Consider the following 22,677-nt stretch of genomic DNA (forward strand, 5'->3'; position numbering starts at 1 on the left):
AAATTATTCAATAAATCAAATAAAGATTTGATTTTTTTGAAATATCTTAACAAATTAATTTTATGGTATCACATATTAATTATAAAATTTTCATTTATTTTGTAATTTAGAAATTTCAAACATAAACATGAGACTTAAAATCACTCTTTTACTCATATTCTCCTTTGTATCAATTACTTGGGCTCAAAGAATAAGCATTAATTGGAACGGAGCCAAAATTCAAGATTATGGTGACACTAAAATTAATCTTCCAAGTTTTACAAATGAGGGTTTTTCTTATACCCAAAATAACATTTTCATCATCAACAGCCAAAAAGCAGGAGAAAGACAACTTCAGGTTTCAAATTTTGTGTGGGAAGCGGTTTCTAAAAAAGATTTATACGACCTAGACCCTAATTTCATTCACGAAAGTAATATGTCTGATATTGATTATTATTATATTGAAGGTGAGCGTCATGCAAGTGTACGCGTTGGTTTATTTAAAAAAACAAAAGGTAAGGTTGAAAGATTATCTTCTTTTAGTATTTCAGAAAGCAATGCGCCTATGCCAATGAATGCAAGTAAAGTTGGTACAAACCAAAACCCTTTATCTAGCGGAGCTTTTTATAAAATTAAAGTTGATAAATCTGGAGTTTTTAAAATAACAGCTCAGTTTTTAAGAGATAATGGAATGAATCCATCGAATATTAATCCTAAAAACTTCAGAATTTATGGAAATGGTGGAATCATGCTTCCTGAGTTTAACCAAGACGTGAAGTATAGTGCTTTGCAAGAAAACGCAATTCAGGTGGTAGGAGAAGATGATAATGTATGGAATGATGGCGATTATGCACTTTTTTATGCTCAAGGTCCCAATGGATACAATTTATATAATAAAGCAAACGGTAATGGCGTTAAAAGAACAGAAACTAGAAGTGATGACAGTGAAAATCTAAAAAATATTTATGAAGATTTTTCTTATTATTATATTAATTTCGACAAAGGTGCAGGAAAAAGAGTTATGCCTATTGATGTAAATTTACCTGCATCCCAGCTAATCACTAGATTTGATAATTATCAGGTGATTAATAATGACCAAAGAAACTTATTAAAGGTAGGTAGAATCTGGGTAGAAGATCAAGGATTTATTACAGATAAAGCCGTTACATTTAATCTTAATTCGCCAATACAGGGTGGTGATATCATTCGCTATAGAACGAATGTTATTGCATGGAGATCACAGAATAATAAAATAGATTTTGATATCAATGGTCAGAACCCTGATTCTCATTCACTCATATCGACATCATCTAGTCCTTTTCCTGATTTTTCCCCTCTTCGATATACAGGGACTGCCAACAACCTTTCAGGAAATCAAATTACAATAAACTACAAGCCGAACATTGCAACCAATCCTAATGGTACGTTCTATTTAGATTATGCAGAAATACAATATAAAGAAGATTTAAAATTCAACGGAACTCAAATAAGTTTCAGAGATTTTTCTTTGGCAAGTGGAACAAACATCAATTATGGTTTTAGTATTTCTAATGTCGGAAATCTGGAACAGGTTTGGGATGTTACAGATATCACCAACGCCAACAGAAGAGTTAATAAAACTATTGGAAGCGGAAATTTCAATTTTGGATACAACACTGCAGATCCCAATTTTAATAATGAATTTGTTGCCTTCAGAGCCGATGGTGCTTTTTCTCCTCAGTTTGTAGGAAGAATAGCCAATCAAAATCTTTCAGCACTACAAAATGTAGATTATTTGATTATTACTACCCCACAAATGATGGCACAAGCTCAAAGAATTGCCAATTATCATCAAACCAAAAATAATTTCAATGTTCAAATTGTAGACACCGATAAAATTTATAATGAGTTTGGTAGTGGCAGTAGAGATTTAACAGCGATCAGAGATTTTGTAACTAAGCTAAATACTCCTTTAGGAGCTTTAAAATATGTTTTTATTTTGGGGGATACATCTTATGATTACAAAAATAGACTATCAAATAACTCTAATATAGTATCAAGTTATGAAAGTGAGGAATCTGGTAACTTCGTAGGCTCTTTCGTTACAGACGACTACATTGTTATGACTAAGCCGCAAACTTCCTCCAATGTATCATTCAATCTTCCTGACTTACCAATAGGCCGTTTACCCGCAGCCAATCCCACGGAAGCAGCAAATATGATTGATAAAACATTGGCATATTACAATGCTTTACCAGGGCAGTCTTCCCCTTTCGGAGAATGGAGGATGAAACTCGATTTTATCGTGGATGACGATAATGATAATACAATTCCCTTCCACACTACAATGAATAATACGTTAACAAGTACATTTGAAATCCCGCTCGTTAACACATTAAGAGAATATAATGTGAAAAAATTGTATTTAGACTCTTTTCAAGCACAAAGTACAGCAGGTGGACGAAGATACCCACAAGTAAATCAGGCAATATCAAACGACATTGGCAACAGTTTATATCTACTTTACTTCGGTCATGGTGGTATTAATGGATGGGCTCAGGAAAGAGTTTTAACAACAACTGAGATTCAGAATTCTAATAATTTCACGAATGTTTACAGCCGTTTTCCATTTGTATCAACCATCACTTGTGAATTTACACTTTGGGATGACCCTTCTACTTTTTCGGCAGGAGAACAATTTATTAAATTAAAACAAGGAGGCCCTGCTGCGATGATTACATCCAGTAGAGCTGTATCAGTTGTCTATGGCGAAAAGTTTACTGATTTATATATAAGGGAAATGTTTAAATTAACAAATGATGATTTTAATACAATCGGAAATGCCCATCTAAATGCAAGAAAACAAAAACCTGGAGATCCAGACCATTTAAAAGTAAATGTTTTAGGCGATCCTGCAATGAAGCTTAGTAGACCCCAAAGATTATTGGTAATAGATGACATTGAAACTCCAGTTCCAGGGCTTATAAGAGGTTTAGATTTTGTAAAAGTGAAAGGTCATGTTAATAATACAAACGGAACTATAAATACCACTTTTAACGGAAGAGTAGTAATCAATATTTTTGATAAAAAATTAAATAAAAACACTCTGAACAATAGTGGCGGATTAACTCCCATCTTAAATTATAAAGAAGAAGGGAGTGCTATTGTAAAAGCTTCTGGAACGGCAGTAAACGGAGTTTTCACGGTAGAGTTTTATGTTCCAAAAGACATTAATTATACTGTAGGAGAAGGTAGAATCTTAGGATATGCTGATAATAAATCTGTTGATGTATTTAATAATCAGCCTGTACAGGTGGGAGATATTAACCCTAACGGAATTAACGATAATGAACCTCCAAAAATAAAATTATACATGAACAATACCAATTTTGCAAATGGAGGTATTACCAATCAAAACCCTATGCTTTTAGCGTGTTTGAATGATGATACTGGAATAAACTCTACAGGTTCTGGAGTAGGTCACGACATCACCGTATATTTAGATGGTCAAATTATTAACACCGTTGTTTTAAATGATTTCTTTTCTTCAGGTGAAGGAAATGGTTGTATAAACCCTGCTTTGGCAGACTATCAGAAAGGAAATGTAACCTATCCTTTCAGAAACTTGGCGATAGGGCAACATCAATTAACATTTAAAGTTTGGGATATCAACAATAATTCGACAACTGAAACGTTAAACTTTGAAGTTAAAGACGAGGCCGATCAACACTTAATTATCAACAGACCATTAAACTGGCCAAACCCTTTTACCAACAAAACATACGTTCAATTTGAGCATAATTGTGATGATATTTTAGATGTAAACGTTCAAATTTATACAATTACAGGAAAAATGGTAAGAACTTTAACAAATGTTGTAGTTGCAGAACCGTTCCTACAGGGCTTTAGAACGCCACGTCAGGCAATTGAATGGGATGGAAAAGACGATTTTGGTGACACAGTAGCAAAAGGTACGTATATTTTTAAGATATTTGCAAAAAGCCAAAATCAAGAAAAATGCAAAGGAAGTGCTACAGCTGTAGAAAAAATGGTACTTTTGAAGTAAATAAATAATTAATCGAGAATATCAATAAAAAACTGATAATATATAAAAGACAACATATGAATTTAACTACTAAACTGCTTTTAGGGATTGGTTTGAGTGCTGGTTTTTTAAGCTACGCACAAGACCTGAGTCAGGTAAGACCTGTATTAACCGGAGCTCCATTCCTTAGAATTGCACCAGATGCAAGATCAGGAGGTATGGGAGATCAGGGTGTGGTAACTTCTCCTGATGCGTTTTCTCAGTTTTGGAATGCGGCAAAATATCCTTTTAGCAGAACAAGTTCTTCTGTAGGTTTAAACTACACTCCATATATGGGAAAATTAACCAACGATGTATTTTTATTGTACGGTGCTTTCCATAAATTTTTAGGTCAAGAAGAAAGATCTACTATTTCTGCAAGTATCTATTACTTCAATATGGGGGAAGTAGAACTTACTGAGCTTGGTGTAGACAATACAGTAACTTCTAATGGAGTTTCAAAACCAAACGAAATGTCAATCGACGTGGCGTATGCTTTGAAATTATCAGATTCTTACTCAATGGCGGTTACAGGTAGATTCATCCGTTCAGATTTATCTGGAGGATTCAACACAGATACTACGCTAAAACCGGCAAATACGTTTGCAGTAGATGTTTCTGGTTACTATACCTCTCCAAAGTTTTCTAGCTTCGCAAATATGGATGGTAAATTAAATGCAGGTTTCTCAGTTACAAACTTAGGTCCAAAATTAGACTATACTGGAGATGAGGCTTCAAGATCTTATCTTCCCACAATGGCTAGATTGGGTGTTGGTTACGACATGTATCTTGATGACATGAACAAAGTGGGTCTTTCTGTAGAAGGATCAAAAATCTTAGTTCCTGGATCAGAATATGTAGGTATGGATCCAAATACAAGACAGCCAATTTATCAGGTTCCTAACGTTGGAGTAATGGCAGGTATCGGAAAATCTTTCAAAAATACCAACTCAATTATGTACAGTGGTGCATTAGAATATTCTTATGACAATGCATTTGCAGTAAGAGGAGGTTATTTCCACGAAAGTGAAGAGCAAGGAGCTAGACAGTTTGCAACTGCAGGTATTGGTTTAAAATACCGTTCTTTTGGTCTTGATGTATCTTATTTAATCAATATGTCTAAAATTAATACAGCATTAGATAACACTATTCGTTTCGGTTTAACTTGGAACATTGGTGATGACACTTCAAATGTAGATTATTAAAAAACATCCTATAAAAGTTTTGAAAAGTCTCATTTTTATGAGACTTTTTTTGTTGAAAAATTTTCAACATGTTTTTATCCGTTAATTTTAATGAAAAATTAAATAAAAATTCACAATTCACTTCCAAAGTAAAACTGCCAATTCATATTTAACCCCTATTTTTGTAGTATGAACTATTCTTCGGAGCTCAAAAAAATCGTCACCAGCCAATATGTCTATTCTTCCATAAGAATTACATTGGCAACGGTAATTCCGTGCTTAGTTCTCTCTTATTTTGGATTGCTTAAAGAGTATTTCCTTTTTCCTTTGGGAACCAGCTTTGTAGCGCTTACAGATCAACCGGGCCCCTTCATCAGACGCAGAAACTCATTAACGTTTGCCATATTCTGCTTTGTAGTTGTTGCATCAATTGCGAGTCTGGTGAAAGGAATTATTCCGCTTGTTCTTCTGGAAGTCATCGTTTTCGGAATGTTTTTCTCATTAATCGGCGTTTACGGGCAGAGATTGGCAGCTGTCGGTTCTTTGGCCTTAGTTGTTTTAGCCATTTTCATCGATGGTCATTTAACCGGAGCCAATATTCTGAAAAGTTTAGTCATTTTTGCCGCCGGATGCATTTGGTTTTTACTGATTTTCCTTATCGTTACTACGATTCAGCCATATAAACTGGCAAGTCAGATGATTGGTGAAAACTATCTTCAACTTGCCGAATTCCTTAAGATCAAAGCAAATTACTATCAGAAAAATCCTGATTTCGACAAACTTAGTTTACAAGTCATTGCAAAACAAATCGGCATTAAAAACCTCCAGGAAGAAACCCGTGAAACTGTTTTTAAAACAAGAACCATCGTTAATGAATCTACCACTTTGAGTAGATTATTAATGTTGATGTTTTTGAATTCTATGGACCTTCACGAAAAGCTGATGACCTCTGAAAGCGATTACAAAAAACTTCAGGAAAGTTTTGAAGACACTGAAATTTTAGTTAAAATACACGATTACCTTAATATTCTCTCGGATGAAATCGCCAATATTGGGATTGCTCTGCAAAGCAGCACGCGCGCAAGACCTATATTCAATTTAGATGCAAGCTTTCATGAGCTTAATGTACATTATTTCGAATTGAGAAATAAAGAAATGACTCCCGAGAACCTCGAAAATTTCATGATTTTACGCCAAATTATGATGCGTATCAATGAGATTACGAAAGAAATCAGTGAGATCTATAAAGTTTTTTCTCAGAATGTAAGATTGGCAAAAAGTCTTTCTACAGGTTTAGATTTAAAGAAATTTATGCCTAAAGAGGAAAAAATCAATTTTAAAGTTTTAAAAAGTAATATTTCTCTTACCTCATCTCATTTCAGGCATGCTATAAGAATTACCATTGCATTATTGCTGGGATATTTGGTTTCTCTACTTCCGTTTGTAGAGATTGGCCACACCTATTGGATTTTAATTACCATCGTTGCCATTTTAAAACCAGCCTACTCTATCACAAAACAAAGAAATTTTCTGCGTTTTTGTGGCACAGTTGTAGGTGCTGTCATTGCTTATGGTCTACTGTATTTCATTCATGTGAATGCAATACTTTTTGCAATTCTTCTTTTAAGCATGATTTTATGTTTCAGTTTATTGAAAGGTAGGTATTTTTGGGCGGTTTTGTTTATGACGATTTATGTTTTTATGAGTTTTAATTTCTTAAACCCTGGAAATGTAAATGTTATTTTTAAAGACAGAATTGTAGATACTTTTATCGCAGGAATCATAGCATTTCTGGTTTCATATATCGTACTTCCGGTTTGGGAACATACGCAGAATTTAGATTTAATGAAAAAATCTGCAGAATCTAATCTCACCTATTTTCATAGCGTGATGTCTAAATTTTTGAACGAAAATTTTAATCTAGAAGATTATAAAGTAAAACGTAAAAATGCCATTATTTCATTAGCTAATCTTTCTGATAATTTCCAGAGAATGATCTCTGATCCTAAAAATCAGCAGAAAAAACTCGAAGTCGTACATCAGTTTGTGGCAACTTCACACTTGATTACTGCGTACACCGCTTCACTTTCTCAATACGCTAAAAGCAATCAGGAATATCCTGAAATAGATTCTGAAAGCTGGAGTAAAAAAATAGAATCTGAAATGAATCAGGTTTCGGCAATACTTAACGGAGATAAAATTTCAGAAACCTTAAGAATGGACAGCCGTCTTGAACCTGAAGATTCTTCGATTGAAGATATGCTTCACAAAAGAAAAACCGAACTTTTAGAAAAAGAGCATTTCGATACAAGAGACCCCAATAAAATCTCTCATTTAACCGAATTAAAAAATATTCATGATATTTTAGAATTAATTTATGATGTTGCCAAAGAACAGCGAAAAGTAATCGAAAAGTACAGAAACGAAGAAAACTCTACTCTTCCACAACCGTAAAGCAGTACTCGTCAAAAAATTCTACTCTTGCTTTAAGTTCGTCTGAAATTTTATCATCGTGAACTCGGCATTTTATAGAGTGAAGATGTTTTAGTTCAAAAGGTCTTACTTCGTAATGTTTTTTCAGCGACCAGTGTTTGGAATGATGAATCTTGTACATGCTTTCCTTCACGCTCCAGATAATAGTATAGAAAACTACTTCGGTATCAAAAGGAATAAAATCTCTTTCATTTTCGTACGTAAATTTGTCGATTACTCTTAAAATTTTAGGATTAAATTTTTCTATATCAATCCCTATTTTATTTTTAGAAATGGCAATCGCTGCAAAAGGATAAGAATGCGTGATAGAAATTTCGGCATCTTTAGGAGATAAAAACGGCTCTCTTTCTTTGTACAGAATTTTCGAATTGGGTTTTAAGCTTTTCAAAAGTTTTCTAACCATTAAAACTTCCAGTAATTTTTTAGGATGATAATCTTTTACTTTTTCGGCATTTTCGGGTTCTAAAAGCTCATCAATATTGAGTTCATCATTCTCGTCGTATTTCCAGACCAGAATGGTTGCAGTATCATCAGAAAAATCTCGGTAAAGAGGCATGGGTTTGTTTATTGGGTAAAAATAGGGAAAAAATTTGGTTGGAAGATGGAAGTTGGATGCGGGAAGTTTTTACTACTAACTGTTATTTTTTAACGCAAAGATTATCAATCATTACGCTAAACTTAAGAAGCAAAGATAAATCAACAAAGTTGATTTGATGAAGCACTTTTTTATTTTCATGCTTCATAAGTGACTTGTCGAAATTCTTTGCTCCTTAAATAATACAGTTTGCAGAATAAAACTTTGCGTTAAATAATTTTCGAATCGTAAAAAGATATAAGTTGAATGTTGAAAGTTTAGTAATTATTTTTTTTAACGCAAAATTTATCAATCGTTACAACAAATTTAAGGAGCAAAGATGAATCAACAAAGTTGATTTGATGAAGCACTCTTTTATTTTCACGCTTCATAAGCGACTTGTCGCAACTCTTTGCTCCTTAAATAATACAGTTTGCAGAATAAAACTTTGCGTTAAATAATTTTCGAATCGTAAAAAGATATAAGTTGAATGTTAGAAGTTTATTAATTATTTTTTAAACGCAAAGATCATCAATCGTTACGCTAAACTTAAGGAGCAAAGATAAATCAACAAAGTTGATTTGATAAAGCGCTCTTTTATTTTCACGCTTCATAAGCGGCTTGTTGCAACCCTTTGCTCCTTTAATAATATAGGTTGCAGAATAAAACTTTGCGCTTGATAAGAAATTTCACAAGCTTTTCACACAGTTTGTCATGCTGAAAGCATCTAAACAATGTTTAAAATGTAAAATACCGAGATGCTTTCAGCATGACAAATTGACCGCTGGAATTCAGATTAAAATTAAAATTTCAAACAAAAAAAGCACTTAAATCTTTAGATTTAAGTGCTTTTCAATATTATTTAAAGGCTAAAAAACTAAAGCAGTTAGTAGTAAAACTTCCCACCTCCAGCTTCCAGCATCCTACTTAGATTGGTGATTCACCTCGTTTCTGTGTTCCATAATCTCAAGATTTTCATCTACAAAATAAGCGCTTCCGAAACCATTTACGTAAGAACCTTTCACAGGATGAAGACCGATTAAGATAAAATCTTTCATTTCAGCAATTACATCTACCACTTTTCCATGAGTTTCTTTTAATTGAGCAACTACAGTGTTCCAAGTTTCAGAATCTCTTTCAACCTGAGAAGTAGAAGCTTCAATCGTTAATCTTTCTCTTGCATAAATTTGCTTTGTAGCAGACTCATCTTCAATGAACATAATAGACGTTTTTCTTCCGTCAGCCAAATTCTTTGTATGTTTTGCCATGAAAGAAACTAAAATATAAAATGTGTTTTCTACTTGTACAAAAGGAGCGTAGCTAGAATTAGGCGTTCCTTCAGCATCTACGGTTGCCAAAATGATGCTTTTAGTTCTTTCTACCAATTCTTTTACTTTAGGTGCAAGAGGTTTTGCCTGTCTTTGAGATTCTTCCTGAGTATTTGTATGATTCATAATAGAGATTTATTTTATGCAAAAATACACTATTTAGATTTAAAACAAATAAAATTAACTCTGTATTATCTCATAAAAAGGAAGTTCAAAGCTTGTTTTTGTATCTAAATTATATGTTGTAATTTTGCACTTTATAACTAGAAATTAAATTATTCATAAGATATGAGTACAACAACACAATACGTTCCTTATAAAGTTAAGGATATTTCTCTTGCAGAATGGGGAAGAAAAGAAATTACTTTGGCTGAAGCAGAAATGCCAGGTTTGATGTCAATCCGTGAAGAATACGGACCATCTCAACCATTAAAAGGAGCAAGAATCGCAGGATGTCTTCACATGACAATCCAGACTGCAGTTTTGATTGAAACTTTGGTAGCTCTGGGTGCTGAAGTTACTTGGTCTTCTTGTAACATTTTCTCTACACAAGATCACGCTGCTGCTGCAATCGCTGCTGCAGGAATTCCTGTTTATGCTTGGAAAGGTCTTAACGAAGTAGATTTCGACTGGTGTATCGAGCAGACTTTATTCTTCGGTGAAGACAGAAAACCATTAAACATGATTTTGGATGATGGTGGAGATTTAACAAACATGGTTTTTGATAAATACCCTGAATTCACAAAAGATATCAAAGGGCTTTCTGAGGAAACCACTACTGGTGTTCACAGATTGTACGAAAGAATGAAAAACGGAACTTTGGTAATGCCTGCAATCAACGTAAACGACTCAGTTACTAAATCTAAATTCGACAACAAATACGGATGTAAAGAATCTGCAGTAGATGCTGTAAGAAGAGCGACAGACGTAATGTTAGCTGGAAAAAGAGTGGTAGTTTGCGGATACGGAGACGTAGGTAAAGGTACTGCTGCATCTTTCAGAGGAGCTGGTTCTATCGTTACTGTTACTGAGATTGACCCAATTTGTGCGCTTCAGGCTGCAATGGACGGTTTCGAAGTAAAAAGATTAGATACTGTAGTTGATAACGCAGATATCGTAATCACTACGACTGGTAACTTCAACATTGTAAGAGGAGAGCATTTCCTTAAAATGAAAGACAAAGCTATCGTTTGTAACATCGGTCACTTCGATAACGAAATCGATATGGCTTGGTTGAACGAAAACTATGGTTCTACAAAATCTGAAGTTAAGCCTCAAGTTGACATCTACACAATCGAAGGTAAAGAAGTAATTATTCTTGCTGAAGGTAGATTGGTAAACCTTGGTTGTGCTACAGGTCACCCATCTTTTGTAATGTCTAACTCTTTCTCTAACCAGACTTTGGCTCAAATCGAACTTTGGAACAACTCTGCAGCTTACGGAAACGAAGTGTACATGTTGCCTAAGCATTTAGATGAAAAAGTAGCTGCTCTTCACCTTAAAAAATTAAGCGTTGAGCTAGAAGTTCTTTCTACTGAACAAGCTGAATACATCGGTGTTGACGTGAAAGGACCTTTCAAACCTGAGTATTACAGATACTAAGCAATTAGCAATTAGCAATTAGCAATTAGCAATTAGCAAAAATAGAACGCTTCAGATTTTTTCTGAAGCGTTTTTTCATCAATATTTTTCAAACTCTCAAACCCATTCACTCTCCTACCCTCAAACTCTATTTCAAGAGCTATTTCCCGCTATCCGCTGTATCTTTTTTTCTCCAAAGCTAAACCTCCTAGGTTTTGAAAACCTAGGAGATTTCTCCAAACCCAAAAAAGGATGTCGCTTTTATCGGGGCTAATATTTTGCGAATGATTTCAATAATTTCAAACTCCAATGAAATAATCGTTAACATTAATTTAAAAAATAATATATTTGAATCAATAATAAACAAAAATAACATTTAATGAAAAAACAAGGAGTTTCAAATGCATTCGTAGCAGCATCGTGGATTGCTTTAGGAGCAGGAATGGTTGGCTTTATTGTCGGTTTGGTAAGAGCAGAAATGCTGCTTAACGAAAAAGGCTACTACTTTACCATCCTACTCTACGGTTTATTTGCCGTAATTTCTTTGCAGAAAGCAGTTCGTGACAGATTAGAAAACATCAAGGTTACCGATATTTATTACGGGATTTGTTGGTTTGCCACCATATCATCTATTGTTTTGTTGACGATAGGATTATTCAATGCAACCATTTTACCGAGTGAAAAAGGATTTTATGCCTTTGCTTTTTTACTGGCTTTATTCGGTGCAATCGCAGTTCAGAAGAATACCCGAGACAATATGACTCAGGAATAGAATAACTTATGCTCACCAAATTTGGTGAGTTTTTTTATTTTACATATCTTTATATTTCACAAAATATTGATATGTCTAAAAAACTTTTACCTTTATTTTTCTTAATTGTTTTTCATTTTCTGAAAGCACAAAATGAATTCATTACAATCTGGAAGCCCGGAATTGCATCAACACCGGTTGTAAATGTAAACGCACCATTTCAAGCCACTTCAAATCAAATTTGGTTTCCCGGTACAGGACAAAATTATACAATTCGTTGGGAAGAAATAGACTTCCCTCAACATTTTGGCGTGATGGAAAACGTAACCTCAACGGGTCAGATTTTAATTGATTTTGGCATACCTTCAAAAGAAGACGGCGCCAATACATCTTATCGCGTGAAAGTTTCAAACGGAAACGGTGTTTTTCAGCAGATAAAATTTGCAACACATCAGCCTTTTGGCTCTAGTGATGTTATTCTACCTCTATTACAAATGAATGGTAGTGCAGACAAACTTATTACCATTGAACAATGGGGAAACATTGAATGGATTTCTATGAATTCAGCATTCGCAAATTGTCAAAGAGTAGACATTACTGCTTCAGATTCACCTGATTTAAGCCACCTTACTGATGTGTCATTAATGTTTTACAGGGCAAATGCTTTCTCCGGAGGTGATTTTATGCAGAACTGGAATACATCTACAATTCAAAATTTCAGTTTTATGTTTGCACTACAACATATTCCGGGACAAATTTATGCTCCAGATTTAAATAATTTTGATCCACCTAACCTGAATAATTGGAATGTTTCTGCTGCCACTAATCTTAGTTACATGTTTACAGGGAGAGGAGTTTTCAATCAAAACCTCAGCTCATGGAATGTGACTAATGTTAAAAATGCAGCATGGATGTTTACTGCATGTTCCAACTATAATCAGCCACTTAACAGTTGGAATACTTCCAATTTTGAAAATATAAACAATATGTTTTCGGCAACAACATCCTTTAATCAGCCACTAGATAATTGGAATACTTCTAAAGTTATCAATATGAATGGTACCTTTTCTTCCAGTCAAGCTTTTAATCAGCCTTTGGAAATGTGGAACGTAAGTCGGGTAAAAAAAATGGGCTCGATGTTTAGTAATGCCCAATCTTTCAATCAATCACTTGGGAACTGGGATATTTCTTCACTTGAATCTGCAAACGGAATTTTTGGAGATTCAGGTATTAATTGTGAAAATTACAGTAAAACGCTTACAGGATGGGCAGAAAATCCCAATACATCAGATAATGTAAGCCTTACTAATCTGCAGCCGATGCAATATGCAGCCAATGTTGCTTCCAAAAGAGATATTTTAATCAGTAAAGGCTGGACATTTTTCGGAGACGGCTTAGGAAGTTGCGTCTTAAAAACTAATGAAACAGCTTTTTCAAACCATGTAAACATTTATCCTAATCCTGCATCAGATATTCTTTATTTAAAGAATGCTAAAGATGTAAAAAGCTATATTATAACAGATTTTAGTGGGAGAATTGTACTAAAAAATAATTTGATTAAAAATTTTATAAACATTCAAAGCCTTAGCCCTGGAAATTATATTTTACAAATTCTAACGAGTAAAAATGTTGAGAATTTTAAGTTTATTAAAAAGTAATCTGATAAAAGTAAAAAATATGCTAAAAAAATTATCAACTCTTATCCTATTGGTGTTTTTAGGACAATTTGCAAAAGCTCAAAACGAGTTTATTAGCATCTGGAAACCTAGTGGCATAAATCCAAATATTACAACTACTGTAATCGCACCATCACAGGCAACTTCAAACCAGATTTGGTTTCCCGGAACAGGAACAAACTATACCATTCAATGGGAAGAAATTAATTTTCCTCAGCATAATGGAACTTTAACGAATGTAACTTCTACTGGTCAAATTTTAATCAATTTTGGAACTCCTTTAAATCCAACACCAAATCAGGCGACTTATCGTGTAAAAGTAAGTAATGGAAACGGAGTTTTTAATAAAATTCAATTTGCTTCTTTCACCTTAGACTCAGGCGGAGCCAAAATCTGGTCTTACCTTGGTAATTCAGACAAGATTCTTGAGATATCACAATGGGGCAATATACAATGGGCATCGATGTTTAATGCATTTTCGCATTGCCAAAGTTTACAGTTAACGGCTACAGATTCTCCGAATTTAACGAATGTTGAAAATGCTTCACATCTATTTTTTAACGCCAGCAGCTTTACTGGAAATTCTTCAATGGCAAACTGGAATACTTCTCATGTAAAAGATTTCAGCTTTATGTTTGCTCATACAAATATGTATCAGCTTGCAGATACATTTAATCCTTCCATTGGAAATTGGAATACCTCATCAGCAACAAATTTTAAATCATTGTTTGAAAACAGAAAAGCTTTTAATCAAAACCTAAATTCTTGGAACACCTCAAGTGTTACCAATATGAGTTCTTTGTTTGCCGGCTGTACTACTTTCAATCAACCCCTGAACAGTTGGAACACTTCAAATGTTACAGATATGTCTCTTATCTTTAATAAGATTCCTAATTTTAATCAACCATTAAACAATTGGAATACTTCAAAAGTTACCAATATGAGCGCTATGTTTGAAGGCTGTACTATCTTTAATCAACCTCTTAATAATTGGAATACATCAAATGTTACCAATATGAGTTCTATGTTTGCTATATGTATTGCATTTAATCAACCACTTGATAACTGGAACACCTCAAATGTTACAGATATGAGTGCTATGTTTCATTTGATTCCTAATTTCAATCAACCTTTTAATAGCTGGAATACATCAAATGTTACCAATATATCTCATATGTTCCACAACTGCACAGCATTTAATCAACCTCTTGACAATTGGGACACCAGCAAAGTAACCGATATGAATGTTTTTTTGCAGGGAGCAACAGCTTTTAATCAAACATTAGGAAGCTGGAATCTTCCTTCACTTACTACAGCTTTGCTGGCAATTACCCAAACAGGAATAGATTGCAGTAATTACAGTGATACTCTTGCAGGATGGGCAGATAATCCCAATACAGCGAATAATATTAATTTAGGTCCTCTTATGAACCTTATGTATTCGTCAACCATTATCAACAAGAGAAATATTCTTATTAATAAAGGGTGGTTTTTCACCGGTGATATTGCGGGTGAATGTGAAAAACTTGCAGTGAATGACAGCAAGCTAAAAAATAGCCTTTCAATTTTTCCTAATCCGGCATCAGATTTTATTTATTTAAATAATGCTAAAGATGCAAAAAGTTACATCATAACAGATTCCAGCGGAAGAATTATATCTAAAGATTCTTTGACTAAAGATTTTATTAATATTCAAAGTCTTAGCTCTGGAAATTATATTTTACAGATTGTAACTGGTAAAAATATTGAGAATTTTAAGTTTATTAAAAAGTAATTTATTAAAAATAAAAAATATGCTAAAAAAATTATCCGCTCTTATCCTATTAGTATTTTTAGGACAATTTGCAAAAGCACAAAACGAATTTATTACCATCTGGAAACCTACAACCGCAATCAATATGGATGAAATGGTTGCTGCACCCCATCAGGTTTTAGCGAATCAAATATGGTTTCCCGGAGTAGGACAAAACTATACCATAAATTGGGAAGAAATAGGCTATCCTCAACACAACGGGACGATGCCCAACGTTACTTCTACCACTCAGGTTTTGATAGACTTTGGAACCGCATTAAACCCTGTATCTGATGATGTAAAATACAGAGTAAAAGTAAGCAATGGGAACGGAATCTTTAAACAGATTCGTTTTGGTTTAATATACCCCAATACAATATCAGACCCAATACCTGTATTTGAAAATTTAGGAAGCATAGAAAGAATTCTTGAAGTGGAGCAATGGGGAAATATTCAGTGGATATCGATGTACAGCGCATTTGTAAACTGTAGAAATTTGAAAATCACTGCAACAGACACTCCAAATTTAAATAGCGTCACCGATGCCTCATATATGTTTTATAAGATCCATGCGCTTACTGTAAGTACATCTATTGCCAATTGGAACGTTTCTACTATTAAAAACTTTAAAGGAATGTTTGGTGGAGTTGGTAGTTCTAATGATGATACATTTAATCCTCCAATAAGTAATTGGAATATTTCATCAGCTGAAAACTTGAGTCAGATGTTTGGAGGAAGACAGGTATTTAATCAAAACCTTAACGGTTGGAATACCTCGAACGTAAAAGATATGAGTCACTTATTTCAGGCAACTAAAGCTTTTAATCAGCCTTTAAACAATTGGAATACTTCAATGGTTACCGATATGTCTCACATGTTTTCTAATTCAGTTTTTAATCAATCTATAAACAGCTGGAATGTATCTAATGTAACTGATATTTCAGATATGTTTCATGATGCAGATTATTTTAACAAACCATTGTCATCTTGGAACACGAGTAATGTTGAAAATATGACCGGAATATTTGCTGGTGCAGACAGTTTTAATCAAGATTTAGGAAGCTGGGATCTTTCCTCACTTACCAATGCTTCATTAGCACTTAGTGGAAATTCAATAGATTGTGTTAATTACAGCTATACTATTGCAGGATGGGCACAAAACCCCAATACACCCAATAATATTTCGATATCTCCTTTGATGATGCTTTCGTATTCTCCTGATGTCGTTGTAGACAGAAATACATTGATCAGTAAAGGATGGACAATGTTTGGAGATACCTTAGGAAGCTGTCAAATCAAAGAAGGTCTTTCTACTTCTGAAACAACCAACCCCAAAATTTCTATTTACCCCAACCCGGCGCATGATATTATTTATTTAAAAAATATTTCTAATGTAAAAAGCTATGTTATAACAGACCTAAGTGGCAGAATGGTAATGAAAGATTCTTTAAGCCAAGATTCTATCAACATTCAGGATCTTACTTCTGGAACTTATATTTTAGAGCTTATATTTAAAGATAAAATACAGAGTTTAAAATTTATCAAAAAATAATATTATTTCAAAAAGAAGGTTCATAAAGAATTTAACAGTGGTTAAAATAAGAATTTCAGTTATCTGATAATATTTTCATTAAAATAATCATGCAAAAAATAATTACATTCATCATTTTTGTCATGCTTTTTCAACAGATAAAAGCACAGGATGAATTTATCATGATTTGGAAGCCATCCATTACCCAAACTTCCCCTTTAGTAAGCGGAACACCATCATCTTCTACACAGATTTGGCTTCCAGTAAGAGGAAATAATTTTAGCATTTATTGGGAAGAGATAGGCTATCCACAAAATCATTCTACCTTAACAAATATAAGTTCTGCATATCAGATACTAATTAATTTTGCTGAACCATTAAATCCTAATCCGGCAGATGCTACCTACAGGTTAAAAATCACCAATGGAAACGGAAATTTTCACAGCATCAGATTTGCAGACTCCACTTTATACCCCAATGGGACAGGTCTTGTAGGTGACAGTGACAAATTGCTCACTATTGAACAATGGGGCACAACTCCTTGGTCTACGATGAAACAAGCTTTCTCAATGTGTAGAAATATGGATATTACCGCAACTGATATTCCTAATTTGTCTAATATTACCTCTCTTCAAAACACATTTGTAGCGTGTAATAATTTAGTAGGAAATTCAAGTATGGCTAATTGGGACATTTCTAATGTAACAGATCTAAGCTTAACTTTCTCTGCGTGTCTTCTTTTTAATCAGCCTATTGGAAGTTGGAATACCAGCAACGTTACCTTAATGTCATCCACTTTTTCAACTGCAACAATATTTAATCAACCACTTTCAAACTGGAATACCTCGAAAGTTGAAGATACAGCAGCAATGTTTCTTAATGCTGTTGCCTTTAACCAACCTATCGGAAATTGGGATATGTCTAAAAACAAAAACATGGAGTTTATGTTTTACGGAACAAACTTCAATCTACCCTTAGCAAACTGGAATACTTCACAGGTTATCAAAATGTCTTACATGTTCAAAAATGCACCTTTATTTAATCAAAATATAGAAAACTGGAATACCAGTAATGTAGTGAATACCGAATTTATGTTTGAAAATTCAACAAATTTCAACCAAAATCTTGGAAATTGGAATTTAGCATCGCTTTCCACAGCGATGTTTATGCTTAATAATACAGGATTAGATTGTTTAAATTACAGCAGAACAATAAAAGGATGGTCATTAAACAGCATTACTCCAAATAATATTTATTTAGCGAATGTAAATCCATCAAAATATGCTTCAGATATAACGATTGATCGCAATAATCTTTTGGCAAAAGGATGGTTTTTTCAGGGAGATACTCTAGGATCATGTAGTGTTTTGAGTACATCTGAAGTTAATTCAAAAAATTTGCTTACAATTTACCCAAACCCGGTTACAGATTTCATTCATATTAAAAATTTAAAAAGCTCAAACTCTACATATAAAATCATTGATGCAAGCGGAAGAATTGTTTCGCAGGGAAAAGTAAGTGAAGACCAAATTGACATAAGAAATTTGGTAAAAGGAAATTACATTCTTCAGGTTAAAACACAGCAGGCAGTGAAAAATCTAAAATTTATCAAAAATTAAACCTACCAAAATCAAAAATATGAAAAAGACATTTTTTTTGTTTTTCTTTATTATCATTTCGTTTTTTGCTCAGGCTCAAAATGAGTTTATCACCATCTGGGAACCCGGTTTTACAACTAATCCGACAATAAACATCAATGCACCTTTTCAATCCAATTCCAACCAAATATGGTTTCCTGGTATAGGAGAAAATTATACTATCGAATGGGAGGAAGTCGGCTATCCGCAAAACAATGGCATCATGACCAATGTAACTTCTACCAGCCAGGTATTGATAGATTTCGGCCCTGTACGCGAAGGAAGTGCTCCTGCGACTCAGTACAGAGTAAAAGTATCCAACGGAAACGGAATTTTCAGACAGATACAATTTGCCACCCACTTGCCTTTTAATAATAATATTGAAACCAATGTTCCTAATATTCAGTTATATGGTAATTCAGAAAAGATCAGAGAGATTGAACAATGGGGGAACATTGTCTGGAGCACCATGAAATGTGCTTTTACCAACTGTCAAAAACTACAGCTTACGGCAACAGACAGCCCGAATTTAAGTATGGTCACAGATGCATCGCTTATGTTTTACAGAGCCTTTGAGTTTTTAGGAGCAAGCTCTATGCAGAATTGGGATACTTCGAACATTAAAAATTTCAGTTTTATGTTTGCAGCTCATTACAGTGGGATTAATTTTGCAACACTTCCGCTATATTTCAATCCTCCGTATTTAGGTAATTGGAATATGTCTTCTGCAAACGATCTCAGCTATATGTTCACAGCAAGAGATTTATTTAACCAAAACCTCAACAACTGGAATGTTTCTAATGTCTCGAAGATGAACTGGATGTTTGCATTTTGTGAAAATTTTAATCAGCCTTTAAATAATTGGAATACTTCAAGTCTTACAGATATGCACTACATGTTTAGTAATAACGCCGCCTTTAATCAACCTCTGGATAACTGGGATGTTTCTAATGTTAAAAATATGAATACGGCTTTCGGTGGTTGCAGTTCCTTCAATCAACCTTTGAATGTTTGGAATGTAGCAAATGTCACAAAAATGAATAATCTATTTGCTGGAACTACAGTTTTTAATCAACCTCTCAATTCCTGGGATGTAGGAAACGTCACCACTATGAATGGAATGTTCAGTTCTGCTGTGAACTTTAACCAACCGCTATCATCATGGAACGTCAGGAAAGTGACAGAAATGTCTAATATGTTCTCTGGCGCAAGTAGTTTCAATCAATCATTAGAAAACTGGAATTTGAGCGCTTTGGTTTTAGCCCATAAAATGCTTTTCAATACAGGTCTGAACTGTATCAATTACAGTAAAACACTTTCAGGTTGGGCAGATAACCCCAGCGCTCCCAATAACATCAACTTATCATCTGTAGAACCTGCTGTATACGCGGCAAATATTTTACCTAAAAGAACTATTTTGATTAATAAAGGATGGACAATCACCAACGATGTTATGGGAACCTGTATACTGTCAACTTCAGAATATCCTGGTGTAAAAGAGTTTTCAATTTATCCAAACCCTGCGACAGATTTTATTTATTTGAAAAATAGTAATCAATCATTAGATTACAGCATCTTTGAATTAAGCGGAAAAATAGTTTTACAAGGAGCGTTGAAAAATAACGAAATCAACATTAAAAATCTTAGCAAAGGCAACTACATTTTACAGGTCAAAACAAAAGATGGTATAGAAAATTTTAAATTCATCAAAAAATAAAAACAAAAGCCTCGCAAAATTGTGAGGCTTTGTTATATGTAAAGATGACAAGTCAATTATTGAGTGAAGTAAAATTCACTATTGACAATTTCTCAATCACAAATTAATTATCGTATTGATTAGGATGCTTTGCTTTAATATCATCTACCGTTCCCAAAACTTTATCTTTTAATGTATCCTGATAAACCTGTAGTTTTTCTGCAATTTCTTCGTTTCCGCTTCCTAATATCTTTGCTGCTAAAATTCCAGCGTTCAATGCTCCATTTAACGCAACTGTTGCCACAGGAATTCCGCCAGGCATTTGTAAAATTGATAAAACAGAATCCCAACCGTCAATAGAATTGCTGGAAAGTATAGGAACTCCGATTACTGGTAAAGTAGTGCAACTTGCAACCATTCCCGGAAGATGGGCAGCTCCGCCAGCTCCGGCAACAATTACCTTCAACCCTCTTTCTTTAGCTGTTTTTGCATAATCAAACATTCTTTCCGGAGTTCTGTGAGCCGAAACCACAGTCAGTTCGTAAGGAATGTCTAAACTTTTCAGAAAATTAGCCGCCAGTTCCATAATCGGTAAGTCGCTCTGACTTCCCATAATAATTCCTACCATTTTTTCAATTTTATTAGACCTCAAAGATAAGGATTTTAAAAAAGTGAATCACCAATTCTGTAACCTGTAAATTTCCCTTATTCTGTACCCAAAAGTTACGGCTCATTATCTTTATATTTGCAGACGATTCACCCTATTTTGAAAAATTACAAACTTACTGTAGCCATCCTCACTGTAGCCATTGTCTGGGGCACTACATTTTTATCCATCCGTGTGGCTGTAGAAACTATTCCGGCATGGTTTGTTGCAGGGATTCGTCAGTTTTTAGCGGCGATAATCATGTTGGTTATACTTTTCTACAGAAAAGAATTCAAATGGATCGGCTGGAAAAATCTAGGGTATCAAATTATTTTTTCAACCTTAATGCTCATTATCGCAAACGGAATGACCACCGTTGCCGAAGAAACCGTAACCAGCAGTTTGGCTTCATTAATGAGCGCCTGTTCACCCATCGCTGTCTTTTTAGGCAGTGTGGCTTTTGGATTACAAAAATTCAGCTTTCGTGCTTTAATAGGAATAATATTATGTTTCAGCGGTATTCTTTTTATATTTTGGGATGGGCTGAATGATCTCTCAAATCCAGATTATTTAATGGGCATTATTTTTCTTTTTGCGGCAATTTTAGGATGGGCATCGGGAACTATTTTCACTAAAAAACTAAACCTTCAAAGTAAAAATATCACGCTTAATCTTTTCTATCAATTTATATTTGCCGGAGTTGTACAGCTTTGTTTCGCTTTTCTTTTTTCAGAATCTTATAACTTTGAAAACTGGAGTATAAAAAGTATTTCAGCAATGCTTTATCTTGCAGTTTTCGGTTCTGTAGCGGCTTTCTTTGCATTTCATTATGCTTTAACAAAAATTTCTCCGGTACAGGTTTCAATTTTAGCTTATATCAATACGATTATTTCTATATTTTTAAGCTGGCTGATTTTAGATGAAAAAATCTCAGCTAAATTTATCATTGCAGCAGTACTGATTATCGCCGGAGTTTTTATCATTAATTATAATCCGGAACTTTTTAAAAGAAAAAAGATTGAAAACTAAATTGAATAATGCTTAATATTGAGTATCATAAATTGTTAAATGAAAAACTCGTTTTTATATTTTGCTTTTACCTTATTTATATTTATCAATTATAAATCTCAAAACTCGAATAATTTATTTGACAAGACTGTTTTTGAAGTTAAAGGAGATTTAAATAAAGACAATCTTATTGATATGGTTACTGTAAAAGAAAATTCAAAAAGCAAATACAATCCTTATCAATTAGAAATAAAATTTAAAAATGCCCTTGGAGAATTAACATCCGTTTTCTTATCTGAGAAAGCAATACCAAATAAATTTCCTTATGGTGATGAAAGAACGGAAGTCATTCTTGAAAACTTAGAAATAAAAAATGGTATTTTAATATTTAGTAATCAATTAATTCGTGGAAGATTTACTCATAAATTCAGATTTCAAAACGGAAACTTTGAACTTATAGGATATACATTTCATAACGCCAGTCCCGGATTTATCGAATATGTAGATTATAATTTATCTACAGGAAAGAAAATTTTAAGAAAAACAGCATACGAGACAGGCAAAATTTTAAGTTTAACAGAAACTTCAGAAAAAATAGATTCACTGCCAAAACTTCAGGATTTTACTCCTTTTGATTTTATGTATTAAAAAAATTATGAATAAAATTATTCCTCTATTTTTATTTTTAGCGATGATTTCATCTATTGATATATGACCCCTGTTTAGCTGGTCCTTATT

15 protein-coding genes are annotated in these 22,677 nt (G+C 33.7%); 12 read left to right on the forward strand and 3 right to left on the reverse strand.

Going from position 1 to position 22,677, the window contains the following annotated elements:
* Positions 1-127: 127 nt before the first annotated feature.
* The 3 genes from porU to AB671_RS11660 all read left to right on the forward strand — a co-directional run bounded on the left by porU (position 128) and on the right by AB671_RS11660 (position 7,680).
* On the forward strand, positions 128-4,024 hold the full coding sequence (gene porU / locus AB671_RS11650) for a type IX secretion system sortase PorU (RefSeq protein WP_066676170.1): 3,897 nt from the start codon (positions 128-130) through the stop codon (positions 4,022-4,024).
* Between the two features lie 56 nt (positions 4,025-4,080).
* Positions 4,081-5,247, forward strand: coding sequence for a type IX secretion system outer membrane channel protein PorV (gene porV, locus AB671_RS11655; RefSeq protein ID WP_066676172.1), 1,167 nt, complete (start codon positions 4,081-4,083; stop codon positions 5,245-5,247).
* A 168-nt stretch (positions 5,248-5,415) separates the two neighbouring features.
* Complete coding sequence (locus tag AB671_RS11660) at positions 5,416-7,680, forward strand: FUSC family protein (RefSeq protein ID WP_066676173.1); 2,265 nt, start codon at positions 5,416-5,418, stop codon at positions 7,678-7,680.
* Here the strand turns inward: AB671_RS11660 and AB671_RS11665 are convergent.
* Both AB671_RS11665 and AB671_RS11670 read right to left on the reverse strand, forming a co-directional pair.
* Positions 7,661-8,275, reverse strand: coding sequence for a 4'-phosphopantetheinyl transferase family protein (locus AB671_RS11665; protein WP_066676174.1), 615 nt, complete (start codon positions 8,273-8,275; stop codon positions 7,661-7,663). The two genes, AB671_RS11660 and AB671_RS11665, sit on opposite strands and share 20 nt — an antisense overlap.
* 941 nt (positions 8,276-9,216) lie before the next feature.
* Positions 9,217-9,747 carry a HugZ family protein gene (locus AB671_RS11670; protein WP_066676175.1) on the reverse strand — a complete coding sequence of 177 codons (531 nt, stop codon included), beginning with the start codon at positions 9,745-9,747 and terminating at the stop codon, positions 9,217-9,219.
* A gap of 162 nt (positions 9,748-9,909) precedes the next feature.
* On the opposite strand from AB671_RS11670, the gene ahcY reads away from it, so the two are divergent.
* From ahcY to AB671_RS11705, 7 genes are all read left to right on the forward strand, one after another.
* On the forward strand, positions 9,910-11,223 hold the full coding sequence (gene ahcY, locus AB671_RS11675) for an adenosylhomocysteinase (protein ID WP_066676180.1): 1,314 nt from the start codon (positions 9,910-9,912) through the stop codon (positions 11,221-11,223).
* 358 nt (positions 11,224-11,581) lie between these two features.
* On the forward strand, positions 11,582-11,974 hold the full coding sequence (gene yiaA, locus AB671_RS11680; protein ID WP_066676182.1) for an inner membrane protein YiaA: 393 nt from the start codon (positions 11,582-11,584) through the stop codon (positions 11,972-11,974).
* A 71-nt stretch (positions 11,975-12,045) separates the two neighbouring features.
* The gene (locus AB671_RS11685) at positions 12,046-13,611 is read left to right on the forward strand and encodes a BspA family leucine-rich repeat surface protein (protein ID WP_066676184.1); all 1,566 of its coding nucleotides are present in this window, start codon (positions 12,046-12,048) and stop codon (positions 13,609-13,611) included.
* A gap of 19 nt (positions 13,612-13,630) precedes the next feature.
* Complete coding sequence (locus tag AB671_RS11690) at positions 13,631-15,403, forward strand: BspA family leucine-rich repeat surface protein (RefSeq protein WP_185114068.1); 1,773 nt, start codon at positions 13,631-13,633, stop codon at positions 15,401-15,403.
* A 19-nt stretch (positions 15,404-15,422) separates the two neighbouring features.
* On the forward strand, positions 15,423-16,973 hold the full coding sequence (locus AB671_RS11695; protein WP_082987293.1) for a BspA family leucine-rich repeat surface protein: 1,551 nt from the start codon (positions 15,423-15,425) through the stop codon (positions 16,971-16,973).
* 89 nt (positions 16,974-17,062) lie between these two features.
* On the forward strand, positions 17,063-18,571 hold the full coding sequence (locus AB671_RS11700; protein ID WP_066676189.1) for a BspA family leucine-rich repeat surface protein: 1,509 nt from the start codon (positions 17,063-17,065) through the stop codon (positions 18,569-18,571).
* Between the two features lie 19 nt (positions 18,572-18,590).
* Positions 18,591-20,306 carry a BspA family leucine-rich repeat surface protein gene (locus tag AB671_RS11705; protein WP_066676190.1) on the forward strand — a complete coding sequence of 572 codons (1,716 nt, stop codon included), beginning with the start codon at positions 18,591-18,593 and terminating at the stop codon, positions 20,304-20,306.
* Between the two features lie 103 nt (positions 20,307-20,409).
* Here the strand turns inward: AB671_RS11705 and purE are convergent, their stop codons facing one another.
* Positions 20,410-20,913, reverse strand: a complete 504-nt coding sequence (gene purE / locus AB671_RS11710; protein WP_066676194.1) for a 5-(carboxyamino)imidazole ribonucleotide mutase — start codon at positions 20,911-20,913, stop codon at positions 20,410-20,412.
* 138 nt (positions 20,914-21,051) lie between these two features.
* Between purE and AB671_RS11715 the strand changes: the two genes are divergently transcribed.
* Positions 21,052-21,960 carry a DMT family transporter gene (locus AB671_RS11715; protein ID WP_066676195.1) on the forward strand — a complete coding sequence of 303 codons (909 nt, stop codon included), beginning with the start codon at positions 21,052-21,054 and terminating at the stop codon, positions 21,958-21,960.
* 39 nt (positions 21,961-21,999) lie between these two features.
* A complete protein-coding gene (locus AB671_RS11720) occupies positions 22,000-22,587 on the forward strand; it encodes a hypothetical protein (RefSeq protein WP_066676812.1) in 588 nt (195 codons plus the stop codon).
* The last annotated feature ends 90 nt before the right edge of the window (positions 22,588-22,677 follow it).

The sequence above is a fragment of the Chryseobacterium sp. BGARF1 genome (genome assembly GCF_001677955.1).
In the GTDB taxonomy this organism is placed as follows: domain Bacteria; phylum Bacteroidota; class Bacteroidia; order Flavobacteriales; family Weeksellaceae; genus Chryseobacterium.

What these genes read in the sequence shown, in the direction of transcription:
- porV (WP_066676172.1), top strand. Translation starts at nt 4,081, where the DNA reads ATGAATTTAACTACTAAACTGCTTTTAGGGATTGGTTTGAGTGCTGGT.
- AB671_RS11720 (WP_066676812.1), top strand. Translation starts at nt 22,000, where the DNA reads ATGAAAAACTCGTTTTTATATTTTGCTTTTACCTTATTTATATTTATC.
- AB671_RS11695 (WP_082987293.1), top strand. Translation starts at nt 15,423, where the DNA reads ATGCTAAAAAAATTATCCGCTCTTATCCTATTAGTATTTTTAGGACAA.
- AB671_RS11665 (WP_066676174.1), bottom strand. Translation starts at nt 8,275, where the DNA reads ATGCCTCTTTACCGAGATTTTTCTGATGATACTGCAACCATTCTGGTC.
- AB671_RS11690 (WP_185114068.1), top strand. Translation starts at nt 13,631, where the DNA reads ATGCTAAAAAAATTATCAACTCTTATCCTATTGGTGTTTTTAGGACAA.
- purE (WP_066676194.1), bottom strand. Translation starts at nt 20,913, where the DNA reads ATGGTAGGAATTATTATGGGAAGTCAGAGCGACTTACCGATTATGGAA.
- AB671_RS11700 (WP_066676189.1), top strand. Translation starts at nt 17,063, where the DNA reads ATGCAAAAAATAATTACATTCATCATTTTTGTCATGCTTTTTCAACAG.
- AB671_RS11660 (WP_066676173.1), top strand. Translation starts at nt 5,416, where the DNA reads ATGAACTATTCTTCGGAGCTCAAAAAAATCGTCACCAGCCAATATGTC.
- porU (WP_066676170.1), top strand. Translation starts at nt 128, where the DNA reads ATGAGACTTAAAATCACTCTTTTACTCATATTCTCCTTTGTATCAATT.
- AB671_RS11685 (WP_066676184.1), top strand. Translation starts at nt 12,046, where the DNA reads ATGTCTAAAAAACTTTTACCTTTATTTTTCTTAATTGTTTTTCATTTT.
- AB671_RS11705 (WP_066676190.1), top strand. Translation starts at nt 18,591, where the DNA reads ATGAAAAAGACATTTTTTTTGTTTTTCTTTATTATCATTTCGTTTTTT.
- yiaA (WP_066676182.1), top strand. Translation starts at nt 11,582, where the DNA reads ATGAAAAAACAAGGAGTTTCAAATGCATTCGTAGCAGCATCGTGGATT.
- ahcY (WP_066676180.1), top strand. Translation starts at nt 9,910, where the DNA reads ATGAGTACAACAACACAATACGTTCCTTATAAAGTTAAGGATATTTCT.
- AB671_RS11670 (WP_066676175.1), bottom strand. Translation starts at nt 9,747, where the DNA reads ATGAATCATACAAATACTCAGGAAGAATCTCAAAGACAGGCAAAACCT.